Annotated in this window: 15 protein-coding genes; 11 read left to right on the top strand and 4 right to left on the bottom strand. The window is 75.5% G+C overall.

Annotation, left to right across the window (positions count from 1 at the left end; all coding sequences use genetic code 11):
• Window positions 1-20: 20 nt before the first annotated feature.
• Window positions 21-263 (bottom strand): hypothetical protein, encoded by a 243-nt coding sequence (locus tag HCN08_RS07880; RefSeq protein WP_167982187.1) that lies wholly within the window; start codon window positions 261-263, stop codon window positions 21-23.
• 163 nt (window positions 264-426) lie between these two features.
• Between HCN08_RS07880 and HCN08_RS07875 the strand changes: the two genes are divergently transcribed.
• The gene (locus tag HCN08_RS07875) at window positions 427-786 is read left to right on the top strand and encodes an STAS domain-containing protein (RefSeq protein WP_322974303.1); all 360 of its coding nucleotides are present in this window, start codon (window positions 427-429) and stop codon (window positions 784-786) included.
• Between the two features lie 59 nt (window positions 787-845).
• Here HCN08_RS07875 and HCN08_RS07870 read toward each other — a convergent pair whose 3' ends face one another.
• Entirely contained in the window at window positions 846-2,270 is a 1,425-nt protein-coding gene (locus tag HCN08_RS07870) for a helix-turn-helix domain-containing protein (protein WP_167982185.1), read from the bottom strand.
• Window positions 2,271-2,445: 175 nt separating this feature from the next.
• Between HCN08_RS07870 and HCN08_RS07865 the strand changes: the two genes are divergently transcribed.
• Both HCN08_RS07865 and tmpA read left to right on the top strand, forming a co-directional pair.
• Window positions 2,446-3,219, top strand: coding sequence for a DUF4232 domain-containing protein (locus tag HCN08_RS07865; protein ID WP_167982184.1), 774 nt, complete (start codon window positions 2,446-2,448; stop codon window positions 3,217-3,219).
• A 159-nt stretch (window positions 3,220-3,378) separates the two neighbouring features.
• Window positions 3,379-5,037: a 2-trimethylaminoethylphosphonate dioxygenase gene (gene tmpA, locus HCN08_RS07860; protein WP_167982183.1), complete on the top strand. Its 1,659-nt coding sequence runs from the start codon at window positions 3,379-3,381 to the stop codon at window positions 5,035-5,037.
• Window positions 5,038-5,110: 73 nt separating this feature from the next.
• Here the strand turns inward: tmpA and HCN08_RS07855 are convergent, their stop codons facing one another.
• The gene (locus HCN08_RS07855; protein ID WP_322974302.1) at window positions 5,111-5,872 is read right to left on the bottom strand and encodes a GntR family transcriptional regulator; all 762 of its coding nucleotides are present in this window, start codon (window positions 5,870-5,872) and stop codon (window positions 5,111-5,113) included.
• Window positions 5,873-6,165: 293 nt separating this feature from the next.
• On the opposite strand from HCN08_RS07855, the gene HCN08_RS07850 reads away from it, so the two are divergent.
• The 6 genes from HCN08_RS07850 (at window position 6,166) to HCN08_RS07825 (ending at window position 11,525) form a co-directional block, all read left to right on the top strand.
• Window positions 6,166-7,323 carry an ABC transporter substrate-binding protein gene (locus tag HCN08_RS07850; protein WP_167982181.1) on the top strand — a complete coding sequence of 386 codons (1,158 nt, stop codon included), beginning with the start codon at window positions 6,166-6,168 and terminating at the stop codon, window positions 7,321-7,323.
• Between the two features lie 8 nt (window positions 7,324-7,331).
• The gene (locus HCN08_RS07845; protein ID WP_167982180.1) at window positions 7,332-8,309 is read left to right on the top strand and encodes an ABC transporter permease; all 978 of its coding nucleotides are present in this window, start codon (window positions 7,332-7,334) and stop codon (window positions 8,307-8,309) included.
• Window positions 8,310-8,437: 128 nt separating this feature from the next.
• Window positions 8,438-9,235, top strand: coding sequence for an ABC transporter permease (locus HCN08_RS07840; protein ID WP_240969900.1), 798 nt, complete (start codon window positions 8,438-8,440; stop codon window positions 9,233-9,235).
• Window positions 9,232-10,338 (top strand): ABC transporter ATP-binding protein, encoded by a 1,107-nt coding sequence (locus tag HCN08_RS07835; protein WP_167982178.1) that lies wholly within the window; start codon window positions 9,232-9,234, stop codon window positions 10,336-10,338. Before HCN08_RS07840 ends, HCN08_RS07835 begins: the two co-directional genes overlap by 4 nt.
• 144 nt (window positions 10,339-10,482) lie before the next feature.
• The gene (locus HCN08_RS07830; protein WP_322974301.1) at window positions 10,483-11,166 is read left to right on the top strand and encodes an HAD family hydrolase; all 684 of its coding nucleotides are present in this window, start codon (window positions 10,483-10,485) and stop codon (window positions 11,164-11,166) included.
• A 38-nt stretch (window positions 11,167-11,204) separates the two neighbouring features.
• Window positions 11,205-11,525: a DMT family transporter gene (locus HCN08_RS07825; RefSeq protein ID WP_167982177.1), complete on the top strand. Its 321-nt coding sequence runs from the start codon at window positions 11,205-11,207 to the stop codon at window positions 11,523-11,525.
• A gap of 18 nt (window positions 11,526-11,543) precedes the next feature.
• Here HCN08_RS07825 and HCN08_RS07820 read toward each other — a convergent pair whose 3' ends face one another.
• The gene (locus HCN08_RS07820) at window positions 11,544-12,560 is read right to left on the bottom strand and encodes an NAD-dependent epimerase/dehydratase family protein (RefSeq protein WP_167982176.1); all 1,017 of its coding nucleotides are present in this window, start codon (window positions 12,558-12,560) and stop codon (window positions 11,544-11,546) included.
• 190 nt (window positions 12,561-12,750) lie between these two features.
• Here HCN08_RS07820 and HCN08_RS07815 point away from each other — a divergent pair, with 190 nt between their 5' ends.
• Window positions 12,751-13,314, top strand: a complete 564-nt coding sequence (locus tag HCN08_RS07815; protein WP_167982175.1) for a TetR/AcrR family transcriptional regulator — start codon at window positions 12,751-12,753, stop codon at window positions 13,312-13,314.
• A 258-nt stretch (window positions 13,315-13,572) separates the two neighbouring features.
• The gene (locus tag HCN08_RS07810) at window positions 13,573-15,318 is read left to right on the top strand and encodes an endonuclease/exonuclease/phosphatase family protein (RefSeq protein ID WP_167982174.1); all 1,746 of its coding nucleotides are present in this window, start codon (window positions 13,573-13,575) and stop codon (window positions 15,316-15,318) included.
• Window positions 15,319-15,358 lie beyond the last annotated feature (40 nt).

The following is a 15,358-nucleotide window of genomic DNA, read 5'->3' as shown; positions in this document are numbered from 1 at the left end:
GCACATGCCGCCGGCCGCCGTCAGGGCTTCGCCGAGGTGCCCTTCCCGGTGCCGTGCCGCAGCCGGCGCAGATGGGCGGTCAGGGAGCGGATGACGGGCAGCCGGTTGCGGTGGGCGCGCTCGTAGCGCAGCAGGTCCTTCAGCTCGTCCTCGCCCAGGCGGGGGAAATAGGACTCGGCGGTCCTCCCGGCCAGGTGGTTGTAGTCGACGATGGGCAGCTTTCCGGTCGGCGGGCTGCCCGTCCCGTCCTCGAACATCTCCATCGCGGCCTCCCCGGCGGATCATCTGCCCCTGTGCCCCGCATCCCGGGGGCGAAACAGGGCGCCGGGCGGGGGACTGGAGCGCCGGGGGGCGGGTAGGCGGTCGATGCCGCCGGGCCGCCCACGGCGGCGGGTCCGGCTGGGGGCGGGGAGGGAGCGGTCAGCCGTGCGCAGCGAACTCGAGGTAGCCGTGGCGGAGCAGCAGGGGCGGCCCACGGTGGCGACCATGACCGGCGAACTCGACCTGTCCACCGGCCCGGAGGCGTACGTACGGGCCGCCGAGCTGCTCGGCGAGCGGCCCCGGCTCGTGCTGGACCTGTCCGGCGTGACCTTCTGCGACTCCTCCGGCTTCAACGTCCTGCTGCGGCTGCGCCGCCGGGTCGTGGAGGCCGGCGGGCGGCTCGCGCTGGTCGCCCCGCCGGTCCAGATAGCCCGCCTGCTCGCGCTCACCGGCGCGGACGCGGTCTTCGCCGTCTACGCCGACGTCGGCACGGCGGTGGCGTCGCTCACCGACACCGGCAGCTGAGGGCGGCTGGGGCGGCTGCGGGCGGCTGCGGGCTTCTCACGGCCGCGGCGCCCGCGCGCTCAGTCCTCGGCGGTGGTGGGGGCCCAGGCGGTGCCGTTGTAGAAGTACGCGGTGTCGCCGTGCAGGCCGACGGTACGGAACGGGCGGCCGTGGTCGTCGACGGTGACCCTGCCGGAGCGGTCGCCGCAGCTCCAGGTCAGCTCCAGGTACCAGCTGACGTCCCGGTCCGCGGTGCTCGCGTCGACGTCCAGCACCTGGGGGTCGCTGGTGGAGATCTTGTACGGGAAGTCGGTGCGGGTACGCGTCCGGCCGTCGTCCGCGAAGCCGGCGACCGGTTTGGTGCGGGGCGTCGTCGCGTCGAGGTCCACGGCGAAGGACGCGGGGTCAAGGCCGCCGCCGCACCCGGCGCCGGGGGTGTACACGTTGCCCTTCGGCGCGGGCTTGCTGCTCACGACGTGGACGTACAGGTTGTGCAGCACGACCGGCTGCGCCTGCGCGGTCTGCGCGGTGACCTGGAGCCGCAGATGCCCGGCCGCGACCCCGCCGAGCGCCTCCGCCCACGCGCCGGTCTGCTCCAGCGACGGCGGGGGCGGCACTTTCCCGGGCCGCTGCGGCATCAGGAACCACTGGCCGCACTGGGTGTCCCAGTTGTCGTCCAGGACGTTGAGCCGGAACGGAGCGAGGTCGCTGCCGCTGGGCTCGGGGGACGGGTCGGCGCTGCGCGCCGGGGCCGAGGTGGCCGGCGGCGCGCCGACGCCGCGCGTCGGGCCCGCGGTGGTCGCCGGCGCCGCGACCCGGCCGGCCGGCCCGCTCGGCACGGCGGCGCCGCCCCCGGCCCGCGCCGCCCCCGCCGCGGGGCTGCCGCCGTGCGACCCGCCGCCGCCCTGCAACGCCACGGGCAGCACCCCGGCAACCCCGACCGCCACCACGGCCCCGGCCACCAACGCCCCCCGCCGCCCCCACCACGCCCCTCGCCGCCCAGCGCCTTGGGCCCCCGCCCCGGCCCGGTCCGCACCCGGCGCAGGCGCCGCCGGCAGCTCCGCGGCGGCAAGAGCCGCCTCCGGCACCGGCTCCGCGAACCCCTCGGCGGCACCCGCATGGTCGGCATCGTCTGCCGGGGCCGCCGGCGACCCGGTGGCGTCAGCCGCAGCCGGCTCCGCCGCACCTCCGGCCGCGGCCTGCGGCGCCTGGCCCGGCGCGGGCTGCGGCTCGGCGGCAGCCGGGGCCACAGGCGTCGGGCGGCGGGTGGTGGTGGCGAGGAGCCAGGTGCGGTGGAGGGTGAGGAGGTCCTCGGGGGTGGCGCCGCACAGGCGGGCGAGGCGTTCGACCGGGGCGTACTCCGGGGGGACGGCCGCGCCCGTGCAGTAGCGGTGCAGGGTGGAGGTGCTGACGTGGAGCCGGGGGGCGAGTTGGCCGTAGCTGCGGCCCGAGCGTTCCTTCAGCTCGCGCAGCCTCGCTGCGAAATCCTCGACGTGCGTGGTCATGCCCTGCCCCTCCCCGTCCCGGACCGGCGTCCCAGGAAGGACCATCATCCCTGCTCAGAGGGGATGGAACGTCCCGGCGTCCCGTACTGTCGCGAAACTGTGGCGTGCGGGACGCCCCGCGCCCGACGGTGGTGAGGCAAGCCCAGCCCGATGATCACACCGAAGGTCAGCCACCATGTCGACGAAGTCCGCCCTCACCTCCGCCCTCGCCCTCGCCCTCGGCGCTCTCGCCCTCACCGCCTGCCAGTCGGACGGCACGGGGGCGGCCGGCGCCGGCCCCGCCTCGTCCACCGCCGCCTCGGACCCGGCGGCTTCGACCGCGCCCTCCGCCACCGACATCGCGCCCTCCGCCACCGCGTCCTCCGCCGCTACGACCGCGGCCGGCGCCCCCCGGACGAGCGGCAAGCCGGCCGCAGCCGCCGCCAAGCCCAAGGCCCCGGCGTCCAAGGCCCCCGCCCCCAAGAGCGAGGCCACCAGCGACAGCTACGCCTTCACGCACCCCTGCGCGGCGCAGCAGCTCACCGTGCGCGTCACCCGCATCTCCGGCGCGCCCTCGCAGCGCGTGATCTCCGTACGCAACAACGGCTCCCGCTCCTGCGGCCTGAGCTACTACCCGCTGGTCTCCCTCGACAGCGCGAAGGCCGGCGGCGGCCACACCGTGCGCCCGATCATCCCGAGCGGCCTCGGCGGCGCCCCGGCGTACCCGGTCTACTCCGGCCACACCGCCTACGCGGTCATCGACCTTGACCCGAGCGGCGCGACCACCGGCACCGTCCCCGGCGTCGACGAGCTGAACGTCCTGGCCGACGGCGACCACATGCCCGACGCCGCGACGCTGAACTTCCCGCTCGGCGACGGCGCCCTCGTCCTCAAGCCCAAGCTCGGCCTCTACCGCAGCAACGTCGGCGACGCCGTCAGCTCGATGCGCACCGCCGACTACCAGTCCTGACGCCGGGAGGGGGCCGCCCGCCCGCCGGGCCCCCCTCTCCCCCCCTCTTCACCCCCCTCTTCACCCGCCCGTCACCGGCGGATGGCTCCCGGACCACCACGCGCTCACCCGACCCCGCAAAGTTGGCTAGACAACTTTGCGCACACAAGGAAGAGCACGATGACGGCACACCCGGGGCCCCAGCCCCCCGCCACTCCCCTCCCCGCGGTCACCGCCCTCCCCGCGGCCTGGCTGCGGGACAACTGCCCCTGCGCGGACTGCCGCGACCCGCTCTCGGGCCAGAAGCTGCTCCAGATCACCGACCTCCCCGCCCACCTCGCCCTGCGCACCGCCCACGGCCCCGACGCCAGCGGCACCGTCGAGGTCGAGTGGGCCCCGGACGGCCACCGCTCCCGCTACCCCGCGGCCTGGCTGCACGCCCACCGCCCGGCGCCGCCCGCCGGCACCTCGGACCACCGCACCGAGGCGGGCAAGGAGCTGTGGCGCGCGGCCGACCTCACCGGCCGCGTCCCGGCCGCGGACTGGGACACCTACCTCGCCGTACCCGCCGAGCGGGCCCGGCTGCTCGCCGCCGTGCAGCGGCTCGGCTTCGCGCTGCTGCACAATGTGCCGCGGCGCGACGGCCAGGTGCTGGCGGTCGCGGAGACCTTCGGCTTCGTCCGGGAGACCAACTACGGCCGGCTCTTCGACGTCCGCGTCGAGCCCGACCCGAACAACCTGGCCTTCACCTCCGCCCGGATCAGCCCGCACACCGACAACCCGTACCGCGACCCCGTCCCCACCGTGCAGCTGCTGCACTGCCTGGAGAACGCCGGCGAGGGCGGCGACTCCGGCCTGGTGGACGGCTTCGCCGCCGCCGCGCTGCTGCGCGCCGAGGACCCGGCCGCCTTCGACGTCCTCACCCGCACGCCCGTGCCGTTCGTCTTCCGCGACGACCGGGCCGAGCTGCGCGCCGACCGCCCGCTGATCACCGCGGACGGCCTCGGGCGGATCCGCGAGGTGCGGTTCAACAACCGCTCCATCGGCACCCTGCGGCTGCCCGCCGCCGAGCTGGACGCCTTCTACGCCGCCTACCGCGCCTTCGGCGAGCTGCTGCTGCGACCCGGCCTGCAGCTGGACTTCCGGCTCGCCCCCGGCGACTGCCTGCTCTTCGACAACACCCGCCTGCTGCACGCCCGCACCGCCTTCGAGCACAGCGCCGCCCGGCACCTGCAGGGCTGTTACGCCGACCTGGACGCGGTGGCGAGCGCGCTCGCCGTACTGCGCCGCGCCGACACCCTCGACCCGCTGGCGGAGCTCTTCGCGGGCCCGGGCGCCGCGGAGTACCTGGGCGAGGAGGTGACGGTGGCCGAGCACATGCTCCAGGCCGGCGCGCTCGCCGAGGCCGAGGGCGCGGCACCGCACCTGGTGGCCGCCGCGCTGCTGCACGACGTGGGCCACTTCGACGGCGCGCACGTGACGGGCAAGGAGCTGATGGCGGGCAGCGACAACCGGCACAGCCACACCGGCGCGGACCTGCTGGCGCGCTGGTTCGGGCCCGAGGTCACCGAGCCGGTACGGCTGCACGTGGCGGCCAAGCGGTATCTGTGCGCGGTCGAGCCCGGCTACCGCGAGCGGCTGTCGGCGGCCTCGGAGTACACCCTCCAGGTGCAGGGAGGTCCGATGGGTGAGCAGGAGGCGGCGGCCTTCGCGCGCCTGCCGTACGCGCGGGACGCGGTGGCCGTACGCCGCTGGGACGAGGCGGCGAAGCAGCCGTCGGCGGACGGCCGGACCTTCGCGCACTTCCTGCCGCTGCTCACGGCCCTGCTGCGGGGCTGAGCCCGCCGCACCTGCGCGGCCTCGGAACCCCGAAAGCCCCCAAGAGCCCCCCGGCGGAGGGCGCCAGGAGCGCTCAGGCGCCCTCCGCCCGGGGCGGCCGGCGGTGCCGGCGGGCGAGCGCCGACGTGGCCAGCGAGTTGTGCACGGTGAAGGCGACCGTGCCGGGCAGATAGCGGTCCTCCGACCATTCCACCGGCGTCCCGCCCGGGTCCGTACTGCGGCGGCGCTCGCGCAGCAGCGCGTCACCGGGCTCGCAGCCCAGCAGCCGCGCGTCGTCGGCGTCGGCGGCGGTGAGGTCGATGGTGTGGTCGGCGTCGGCGAAGACCACGCCCTGCTCCTGGAGCAGTTCGGTGTGCGAGACGGCGTCGGCCGGGATACGGGCGACGAGCTCGCCGATCCACAGCGGGTAGACCGACCGCTCGACCATGACCGCCCGGCCGGACAGCGTGCGCACCCGCAGCACGAGCACGACCTCGGCGCCCGGGTCGAGCCGCAGCTTCTCGCACTCGCGCGGGTCGGCCGGCCGCCGCTCCACCCGCTCCACCCGCCCGCCGGGCTCCTCGCCCAGCGAGCGGGCCCAGCTGGTGAAGCTGACCAGTTCGGCGAAGCTCTGCACAGGGGTGGTGCCGAGCACGACGCGCCGGGTGCCGCGCCGGGAGGTGACCAGGCCGTCGGCCCGCAGCGCACCCAGCGCCTGCCGGATCGTGCCGCGCGAGACGCCGTAGCGCTCGGCGAGTTCGGCCTCGGCGGGCAGCCGGCCGCCCGAGCCGTACGCGCCGGCCGCGATGGCCTCGCGCAGGTCGGCGGCGACCTTGCGGTACAGGGTGCCCTTCACCGGCTCCGTACTCCCACCCTGCAAAGGTCCCTCCTCGGCCGACACGACGCGGTGACGCACGGACGCCCCGCTGGACCCTACCCGCCCACGGACATCAGATGTCATCCGGTGGCGGACCGGTGACAACCGGACGGCGACATTCCCGCCGCATGCACCGGCGCGAGTGCCGCCGTTCACCTTCCGGCCACCGGCGTCCGACGTACTGACCGAAGTTGTACAGCCAACCTCGGCACAAGCCGGCGGCCGGGTGCGTCCCCGCTGCCCGACCGCCGTTTCCCCAGGAGGAACCTCCCGTGACTGCCCCCCGTGTCCGCGCCGCCGTGGCCGCCGGACTCTCCGCCGCCGCGGCCCTCGCCCTGGCCGCCTGCGGATCCTCCTCCTCCGGCACCGCGGATTCCGGTGCCGGCGCAGGCAAGAGCGCGGCGAGCGCCACGTCCGCCGCGGACTTCGGCGGCATGGACGCGCTCGTCGCCGCCGCGAAGAAGGAAGGCACCCTCAACGCGATCGCCCTGCCGCCGGACTGGGCGAACTACGGTGCCGTCATCGCCGCCTTCGAGAAGAAGTACGGCATCAAGGTCCAGGACGAGAACCCCGACGGCGCCAGCCAGGACGAGATCAACGCCATCACCTCCCGCAAGGGCCAGGGCCGCGCCCCCGACGTGGTGGACCTCGGCAACTCCTTCGCCCTCAGCGCCGCCGCCCAGGGCATCCTCGCCCCCTACAAGGTCGCCACCTGGGACGACATCCCGGCCGCCCAGAAGGACGCGACCGGGCTGCGCTACGACGACTACGGCGGCTACGTCTCCATCGGCTGCGACGCCAAGCACGTCAAGGTGTGCCCGACCACCTTCGCCGACCTGCTCAAGCCGGACTACAAGGGCCAGGTCGCGCTCAACGGCGACCCGACCAAGTCCGGCTCGGCCTTCGGCGGCGTGTTCGCCGCGGCGCTCGCGGGCGGCGGCTCCCTGGACGACATCCAGCCCGGCCTGGACTTCTTCCACAAGCTCAAGGCGAACGGCAACTTCAACCCGGTCGAGTCCACCCCGGCGACCGTCGAGAAGGGTGAGACGCCGATCAGCATCGACTGGGACTACCTGAACGCCGGCTACGCCAAGGAGTTCGCGGCCAAGGGCCTGGACTGGAAGGTCGCGGTGCCCGCCGACGGCCAGTACGCGCAGTACTACAGCCAGGCCATCAACAAGTACGCGCCGCACCCGGCCGCCGCCCGGCTGTGGGAGGAGTTCCTCTACAGCGCCGAGGGCCAGAACCTGTGGCTCCAGGGCTTCTCACGCCCCGCCGAGATGCCGGCGATGGCGCAGAAGGGCACGATCGACCAGGCCGCCGCCGCCCTGCTCCCCGCGGTGACCGGCAGCCCGACCTTCCCGACCTCGGCCCAGGTCGACGCGGCCCAGAAGGCCGTGCTCGCCGGCTGGTCCAAGGCCGTGAGCTGACACCGCAGATGACCACGGCTCGCGCCGCGACGCCGCCGCCCGCCGCCGGCCCCTCCCCCGAGGGGGCCGGCGGCGGCCCGGCTGCCGCATCCGCTCCCGCTCCCGCTCCCGCTTCCCCCGTACGTGCCGGGGCCGTACGCCGCCGGCCGCGTGCCGCCGGCTGGCTCGCCGTCGCGCCGCTGATCGTGTTCGTGGCGGTCGTCTTCGGGCTGCCGGCCTTCGCGATCGTCACGGGGGCGTTCAAGACCGCGCCCGGCGCGCCCGAGGGCGTGCACTGGACGACCGGCAACGTCAGCCAGTCCGTGCAGGGCGCCTACCTCACCGCGCTGTGGGGCAGCGTCAAGCTGTCCGCGCTGACCGCCGCGCTCGGCGTGCTGCTCGGGCTGCCGCTGGCCCACGCGGTCGTCACCTCGCGCTTCCGGGCGCTGCGCGAGGCGGTGCTGGCCGCTTCCGGGGTGCTCGCCAACTTCGGCGGGGTGCCGCTGGCCTTCGCCTTCGTCGCCACCCTCGGCAACTCCGGCGAGCTGACCCGCGGCCTGGACCTGACCAGGCACGGCTGGAGCCTGTACTCCTTCTCCGGCCTGACGGTGGTCTACCTCTACTTCCTGGTGCCGCTGATGGTGCTCACCATCACGCCCGCGCTGGAGGGCCTGCGGGTCCAGTGGCGCGAGGCGGCGCAGAACAGCGGCGCGACCACCCGGCAGTACTGGACGCATGTGGCGCTGCCGATCCTCGCGCCGTCCCTGGCCGGCGGGTTCGTGCTGCTGTTCGGCAGCGCGTTCGCCGCGTACGCGACCGCCGCCGCGATCGTCGGCAGCTCCGTGCCGCTGATCACGCTGCAGATCGCCAACGCGCTGTCCGGCAACGTGCTCGCGGGGCAGGGCAATGTGGCGCTCGCGCTGAGCCTGGACATGATCGTGATCGCCGGCCTGGTGATGGCCGTCTACCTCCCGTTGCAGCGAAGGAGCGCCCGATGGCTGCGCTGACCCCGCCCGCGACCGGACCTTCGACCCCGACGCCGAGCCCGACCGCGGCTCCGGTGCGGCGCCGGGGCCGGCCCCGGCTGTGGCGCGGGCTGGTCGGCCTGGTCGCCGTGGTGTACTTCCTCGGGCCGATGGCCGCCTCGGTGCTCTTCACCGTGGACGTGCCGAACGAGGGCTTCACCCTCAGCTCGTACAGCGGCATCTTCGGCGCCGAGGGCTTCTGGAGCAGCCTGCGGCTGACGCTGGAGCTGGCCGCGGCGACCATCGCGGCGACCATGCTGCTGCTCGTGCCCGCGCTGATCGCGGTACGGCTGACCGCGCCGCGGCTGCGGGTGCTGGTGGAGGTGCTGTGCTCGCTGCCGCTGGTGGTGCCGGCCGTCGCGCTCACGGCCGGCATCAGCTCGGTGCTGCGCTGGGGCCCGGACGACTTCGCCGGCACCCCGCTGTTCCAGACCTTCAACGCCATCCAGAACCCGGGCTTCCCGGTGGTGCTGCTGCTCGCGTACGTGCTGATGGCGCTGCCGCTGGCCTACCGGACGCTGGACGCGGGGCTGCGGGCGCTGGACCTGGAGACGCTGGTGGAGGCGTCCCGCAACTGCGGGGCGGGCTGGCCGCGCACGGTCGTGCACGTGGTGCTGCCGAACCTGCGCGGCGCGCTGCTCAACACCGCTTTCCTGACGCTGGCGCTGGTGCTCGGCGAGTACACCGTCGCCTCGATCCTCGGCTACCAGCCGTTCGCCGTCTGGATCGTCTCGCTCGGCGGCAGCAACGCCCAGGTCTCGGTGTCCGTCTCGGTGCTCAGCCTGGTGCTCACCTGGGTGCTGTTGCTGCTGCTCGCCGCCGCAGGACGCGGGCGCTCGCAGCGCACCGCCCGCCCGAACCGCCGCGCCGCCGCGGCACCGACCGACGCCGCCCTGGAGAAGCCGTGACCGCGACGACCACCGACCGCACCCCGACCCCGCCGCCGCCCCCGCTCGCCGCGGACGCCGGCGCGACCGTCGAATTCCGCGGCCTGCACCGCCGGTTCGGCGCGACGGTCGCGCTGGAGGGCCTGGACCTGGCCGCCCGGCCCGGCGAACTGCTCGCGCTGCTGGGCCCGTCGGGCTGCGGCAAGACCACGGCGCTGCGGATGCTCGCCGGGTTCGAGCACCCCGACGCCGGTGAAGTCCTGGTGGACGGGGCGGACATCACGAAGGTGCCGGCCCACCGGCGCGGCACCGGCATGGTGTTCCAGTCCTACAGCCTCTTCCCGCATCTGACGGCCGCGGAGAACGTCGCCTTCGGGCTGCGGATGCGCGGCACCGGGCGCGGTGAACGGCAGCGCAGGGCCGCGGAGTTGCTGGAGCTGGTGGGGCTCGGGCAGCTGGCAGGGCGCTTCCCGCACGAGATGTCCGGCGGGCAGCAGCAACGCGTCGCGCTCGCCCGGGCGTTGGCCCTCCAGCCGCGGGTCCTGCTGCTGGACGAGCCGCTGTCGGCGCTGGACGCGAAGGTGCGGCTGACGCTGCGCGAGGAGATCCGCCGGCTCCAGCAGGATCTCGGGATCACCACGCTGTTCGTCACGCACGACCAGGAGGAGGCGCTGTCCATGGCCGACCGGGTCGCGGTGCTGCGCGCCGGGCGGCTCGAACAGGTCGCCGAGCCCGCGGAGTTGTACGCCCGGCCGGCGACGGCGTTCGTCGCGGAGTTCGTCGGCACGATGAGCCGGATACCGGCGGTGCGGGCGGCGGACGGCCTCGTCGAGGTGCTGGGCCGGCGGCTGCCGGCGGCCGGCGAGGTGCCCGCGCAGGGCGAACTCGACGCGCTGGTACGGCCGGAGGCGGTGCAGGTGGCCGCGGACCCGCAAGGCGCCGCCACGGTGGTGGCCGCGTCCTTCCTCGGCGCGATCACCCGGCTGACCGTACGCCTCCCGGACGGCGCCGAGGCCAAGGCCGACCTCCCCACCGAGGCCGCCGCCGCCCTCCCGGTCGGCTCCCCGGCCACCCTGACCCTCCCCGACCGCCCGGTCCTCCTCGACCACCGCCGCCCGTCCTGACACCCCGGCCCGCCCCGCCCGGCGTCCGGGCGCGCACCGCGCGCGGTGCGTGCCCTGCCGCCGGGGCCGCGCGCGTACCGTCGCCGCCCGGGTGTGCGCGCCCGGGCGGCGACGCTCCCTCCGATCCCCTAGGAACACCACCCCGTGCCTTCGCCCACCGCTCCCGCCCTGCCCGCCGCCGTCCTGTTCGACATGGACGGCACCCTCGTCGACACCGAGCACCTGTGGTGGCGGGCCGTCGAGGGCGCCGCCCGGCGGATGGGGTACCGGCCGACCGACGCCGACCTGCCGGAGGTGCTGGGCCGGCCGGCCGGGCACACCGCCCGGCACCTGCTGCACATGACGGGGACGGCGACGGAGGTCGCCCAGCAGCGGCTCGCGGGCGAACTCGACGCCGCCTTCGCCGCGTTGGTCGCCCAGGAGGTACGGCCCCGGCCCGGCGCGCTGCGGCTGCTCGCCGAACTGCGGGCCGCCGGCGTGCCCGTGGCGCTCGTGACCGCCTCCCCGCGCCGGGTCGTGGACGTCGTGCTGCGTACCCTCGGGGCGGACTGGTTCGCGCTCACCGTGGCCGCCGAGGACACCGTACGGACCAAGCCCGCGCCCGACCCGTATCTGCGCGCGGCAGGCCGGCTCGGCGTGGCGCCGGCGGACTGCGTGGTCGTGGAGGACAGCCCCGTGGGCCTGGCCGCCGCGCTCGCGGCCGGCTGCCGCGCGGTCGCCGTGCCCTCCACCGTGCCGATCCCCGACGAGCCGGGCGTCACGGTGCTCGGCAGCCTGGAGGACGTCGACCTGGTCCTGCTGTCCGCCCTCGCCGCCGCCCGGATCTGAGCCCCGCAACCACCCGGGCCCGTAAAGGAGTCGCCCCCGTGCCCTTCGTGCTGCTCGCCCTCGCCATCGGCTGCGAGGTGTGCGCCACCAGCTGCCTGAAGCTCACCGACGGCTACACCCGGCTGTGGCCCACCGTCGCGGTCGCGGTCGGCTACGTCCTCTCCTTCGTCTTCCTCGGCCGCGCCCTCACCCGCATCCCGGTCTCGCTGGCCTACGCGGTCTGGTCCGGTGTGGGCACCGCCGCGGTCGCCGCGATCGGCGCGACGGCCTTCGGCGAGCACCTGGGCCGGCTCCAGTGGGCGGGCATCGCCCTGATCGTCGCGGGTGTCGTGGTCCTCAACCTGCGCGGCGCGCACTGACCCTACGGCCGCCGGTCCTCAGACCGCGCCGTGCGCCAGCAGGCTGCGGGCGCAGTCCACGACGGCCTCGCGCGCCGGCCGCGGCTGCCAGCCCAGCAGCCGCCGGGCCTTCGCCGTGCTGTGCCGGTTGCGCCGCCCCAGCGCCGGGGTGATGTCCCGCAGCGACGGGTCGCGGAAGCGGGCCGCGAGCCGTACCGCCACATCGGGCACCTGCCGGGTCGCGACCCGGCTCGCCTGCTCCCCCAGCTCCGCGCGCAGCACCCGCGCCATGTCCCGCATCCACAGGAACTCGCCGGTGGCGAGGAAGCGTTCGCCGGCGGCCTCGGGCGCGGTCATGGCCCGCAGGTGGATGTCGGCGACGTCTCGGACGTCCACGACCTCCAGGCCGATCCGCGGCACCCCGCTCATCGCGCCGGTGAGCATGCGCTGCACGATGCCGACCGAGCCGATCGTGTCCGTCGCGAGGATCGGCCCGAAGACGGCGCCGGGGAGGATCGTGGTCAGCTCGGTGGGGCCGTCGTAGCCGGCCATGAAGTCCCAGGCGGCGCGCTCGGCGAGGGTCTTGGAGCGGCGGTAGGGGATGAGCGTCGGGTCGTCGGGGTCGGTCCACAGCGTCTCGTCGGTGACGCCCTCCTCGGCGTACGACGACGGGCTCGCGGTGTTCGCCGCGGACGTCATGACCACCCGCCTGACGCCCGCCGCCGCCGCGGCCCGCAGCACCCGCAGCGCCCCGTCCCGCGCGGGCGCGATCAGCGCCTCGGGCCCGCCGCTGCCGCCCAGCGGGGAGGCGACGTGCAGGACGCGGTCCACGCCCTCGACGGCCGCGGCCCAGCCGTCGTCAGCGGTGAGGTCGGCGACCGCGAACTCCAGCCGGCCGCCCGGCTCCACCTCGCCCGCCACGGCGTCGCGCACCGCCTGCTCCCGCCCGTGGCCGCGCACGGTCGTACGGACGCGGTGGCCGCGCCGCAGCAGCTCGACGACGCACCAGCCGGCGACGTAGCCGGTGCCTCCGGTGACCAGGACCGTTTCGGGCATGGCTGTCCTCCCAGGGTGTGCCACAATGAACCGGAAGCCCTTCCGGTATGCCTCCGCCGAACGTAACGGAAGCCCTTCCGCTTTGCAAACGGCCTGAGGCCGCGACCGAGACCACCGAGCACCCCGAGCACACCCCAGCCCCGAGCACCGAGCACCGAGCACCGAGCACCGAGCACCGATGGGACCCGCCATGACCCCGCCGCCCCGCCGCGCCACCCGCACCGACGCGCAGACCAACCGGGCCCGCATCCTCGCCGTCGCCGGCGAGGCGTTCGCCGCGTCCTCGGGCGCCTCGATGACGGCGATCGCCAAGCAGGCGGGGGTCGGCGTGGGCACGCTCTACCGGCACTTCCCCACCCGCGAGGCGCTGATCGTGGAGCTCTACCACCAGGAGATCGCCAAGGTCATCGACCTCGCCCACACGCTCGCCGCGCAACTGCCGCCGCTGGAGGCGCTGCGCCGGTGGTTCGAGGAGGTCGCGCGCTACGGGAAGCTCAAATACGGCGTCTCCGAGGTCATCCACGCCGCGACCAACGGCGGGCTCGACGACCGGAACTACGAGCCCTTCCTCGGCGCCATCGCCGCCCTCCTCGACGCCGGCGCCGCGTCCGGTGACCTCAAGCCCGGCATCGACCCGCAGGACGTCCTGCTGCAGCTCAGCGTCCTGTGGCGGATCCCGCCGGCCCCCGACGCCCCGGCCCGCACCGCCCGCGTCCTCACCCTCATCCTCGACGGCCTGCGCACGCGCCCCTGAGCCGCACGGCGCACGGCCCGCCGGCCGACCGCACGGCCGCCGGCGGGACGCCTGCGGCGGGGGCGGCGCACTGGGTGGCCGGGGGCGTCCGCGGGGTGACTTTTCGGCCGGCGACCGGCCATCCGCCATGCCGGGTTCACGGGGCATTTCCCGGCGGGCCGCTTACTGGGGCGAAGTTGTATAGCCAACTGGCGCGCACGCCGGCCGTACGGGGGTCCCGGCCGGGACGTGCGACGTACCGAGAGGACTTCGCCACCCATGCCACCCCAGCCCGCCGACGCTGCCACCAGCAGCCTCGTCCTGGCCTCGCCCGCCGCACCGCACGTGGGCGACAAGCTGACCTTCGCCTGGACCACCGACAAGCCCAGCGGCAAGAACTGGATCGGGCTGTACGGGCCCGCCAGCTCGCCCGGCAACGGCAACTCCTGGGTGTGGAGCTATGTCGCCGACGCGGCGTCCGGCACCACCACCGTGGACACCCACGCCCTGGCCGGCGGCCCGTACCAGGCGTATCTGCTCCACGACGACGGCAACCAGATCCTCGCCCAGGCCGCGCCGGTGACCTTCGCGAGCCCCGGCGACACCCTGGCGGCGAGCAGCCCCGCCCCGCACGAGGGCGAGAAGCTCACCTTCAGCTGGACCACCGCCACGCCGAACGCCAAGAACTGGATCGGGATCTACGACGGCGACCGGCAGCCCGGCACCGGCGCCTCCCTCGTGTGGGCCTACGCGGGCGCCGCCGCCGGCACCCTGACGCTGGACACCTCCGGCCTCACCGGCGGCCCCTACACCGCCTACCTGCTCTACGACGACCTCTACCCGGTGCTGGCGCGCACCGCCCCGTTCTCCTTCACGCCCGTCCAGCCGCCGCACGAGGCGGTGGACGCGGTCACCTTCCCGGCGACCGAGGGCGACACCGTACGGGTCCCGCTCGGCAACCTGTGGATCCGCCCCGAGGGCAACAAGCCCGGCGCCCCGGCCTACCGCCGGATCTCCGGCGACTCCTGGCTGGTCGTCGCCGGCGACGGCACCGTCACCGCCAAGGTGCCCGCGCGGGCGCCGCGCGACCCGGGCCGGATCGTCGTCGGCGTGCAGGACAGCGCGGGCGGCAAGGACACCGTGACGGTGCAGGTCCCGGTGCGCGCCGCCCGCGACGACCTCCGCCTCAAGGTCGCCTCGCTCAACCTGTGGGACGCCGGCGCGCATGTCGAGGGCCCGCTGGAGAAGCAGGCCCGGGTGGTCCTCACCCAGGGCCTCGACGTCGTGGCGCTCCAGGAGACCGGCGCCGGCGGGGCCAAGGCGCTCGGTGACGCGCTCGGCTGGTACGCCCACCAGAGCGCCGCCGGTCTCGGCGTGGTGAGCCGCTTCCCGCTCACCGGCGCCACCGAGCCCACCGCCGCGCTGCCCGCCCTGTCGGCCACCCTCCAGCTGCCCGGCCGGACGACCGTACGGCTGTGGGTCGCGCAGCTCGACGAGGCGGACTACGGGCCCTACGCGGCCGGCCCGCACACCACCGCGGCGCAGCTGGTCGCCGCCGAGCAGCGGACCGTGCGCTACCAGCAGGCCCGCGCCCTGGTCGCCGCGATGCGGCACGACCTCGCCGCGCACACCCCGGTGGTCCTCGCCGCGGGCCTGGCCTCCCCCTCGCACCTGGACTGGACGCGGCAGACCTCCGCCGCGCACGGCGGGGTAGGCGCGGTGGCCTGGCCGGTCACCGAGGCGCTGGAGAAGGCCGGCCTGACCGACGCCTTCCGCAAGGCCCGCCCCAACCCGGCCAAGGACCCGGGCACCACCTGGTCGCCGGTGCGGCCGGCGCACGACGGCGGCGGCGCGGAGCCGCAGGACCGTATCGACCAGGTGCAGTACGCGGGCGGCCTGAAGGTCGTCGAGGCGCACTCCCTCGTCACGGGCCGGCCGCGGCCGGTGCCCGGCACCGCCGGCAACGGCTGGCCCTCGGACCACGCCGCCGCCGTCGTGACCTTCGCGCTGCGCCCGGCCCACTGACCGCGCCCGCGCCCCCCGCCCACCTTCCCCCCTTCACCGA

The organism is Actinacidiphila epipremni (genome assembly GCF_012034175.1).
Lineage (GTDB): Bacteria > Actinomycetota > Actinomycetes > Streptomycetales > Streptomycetaceae > Actinacidiphila > Actinacidiphila epipremni.
The sequence above is the reverse complement of the archived record's forward strand: the minus strand, read 5'-3'. Positions and strand labels throughout refer to the sequence as shown.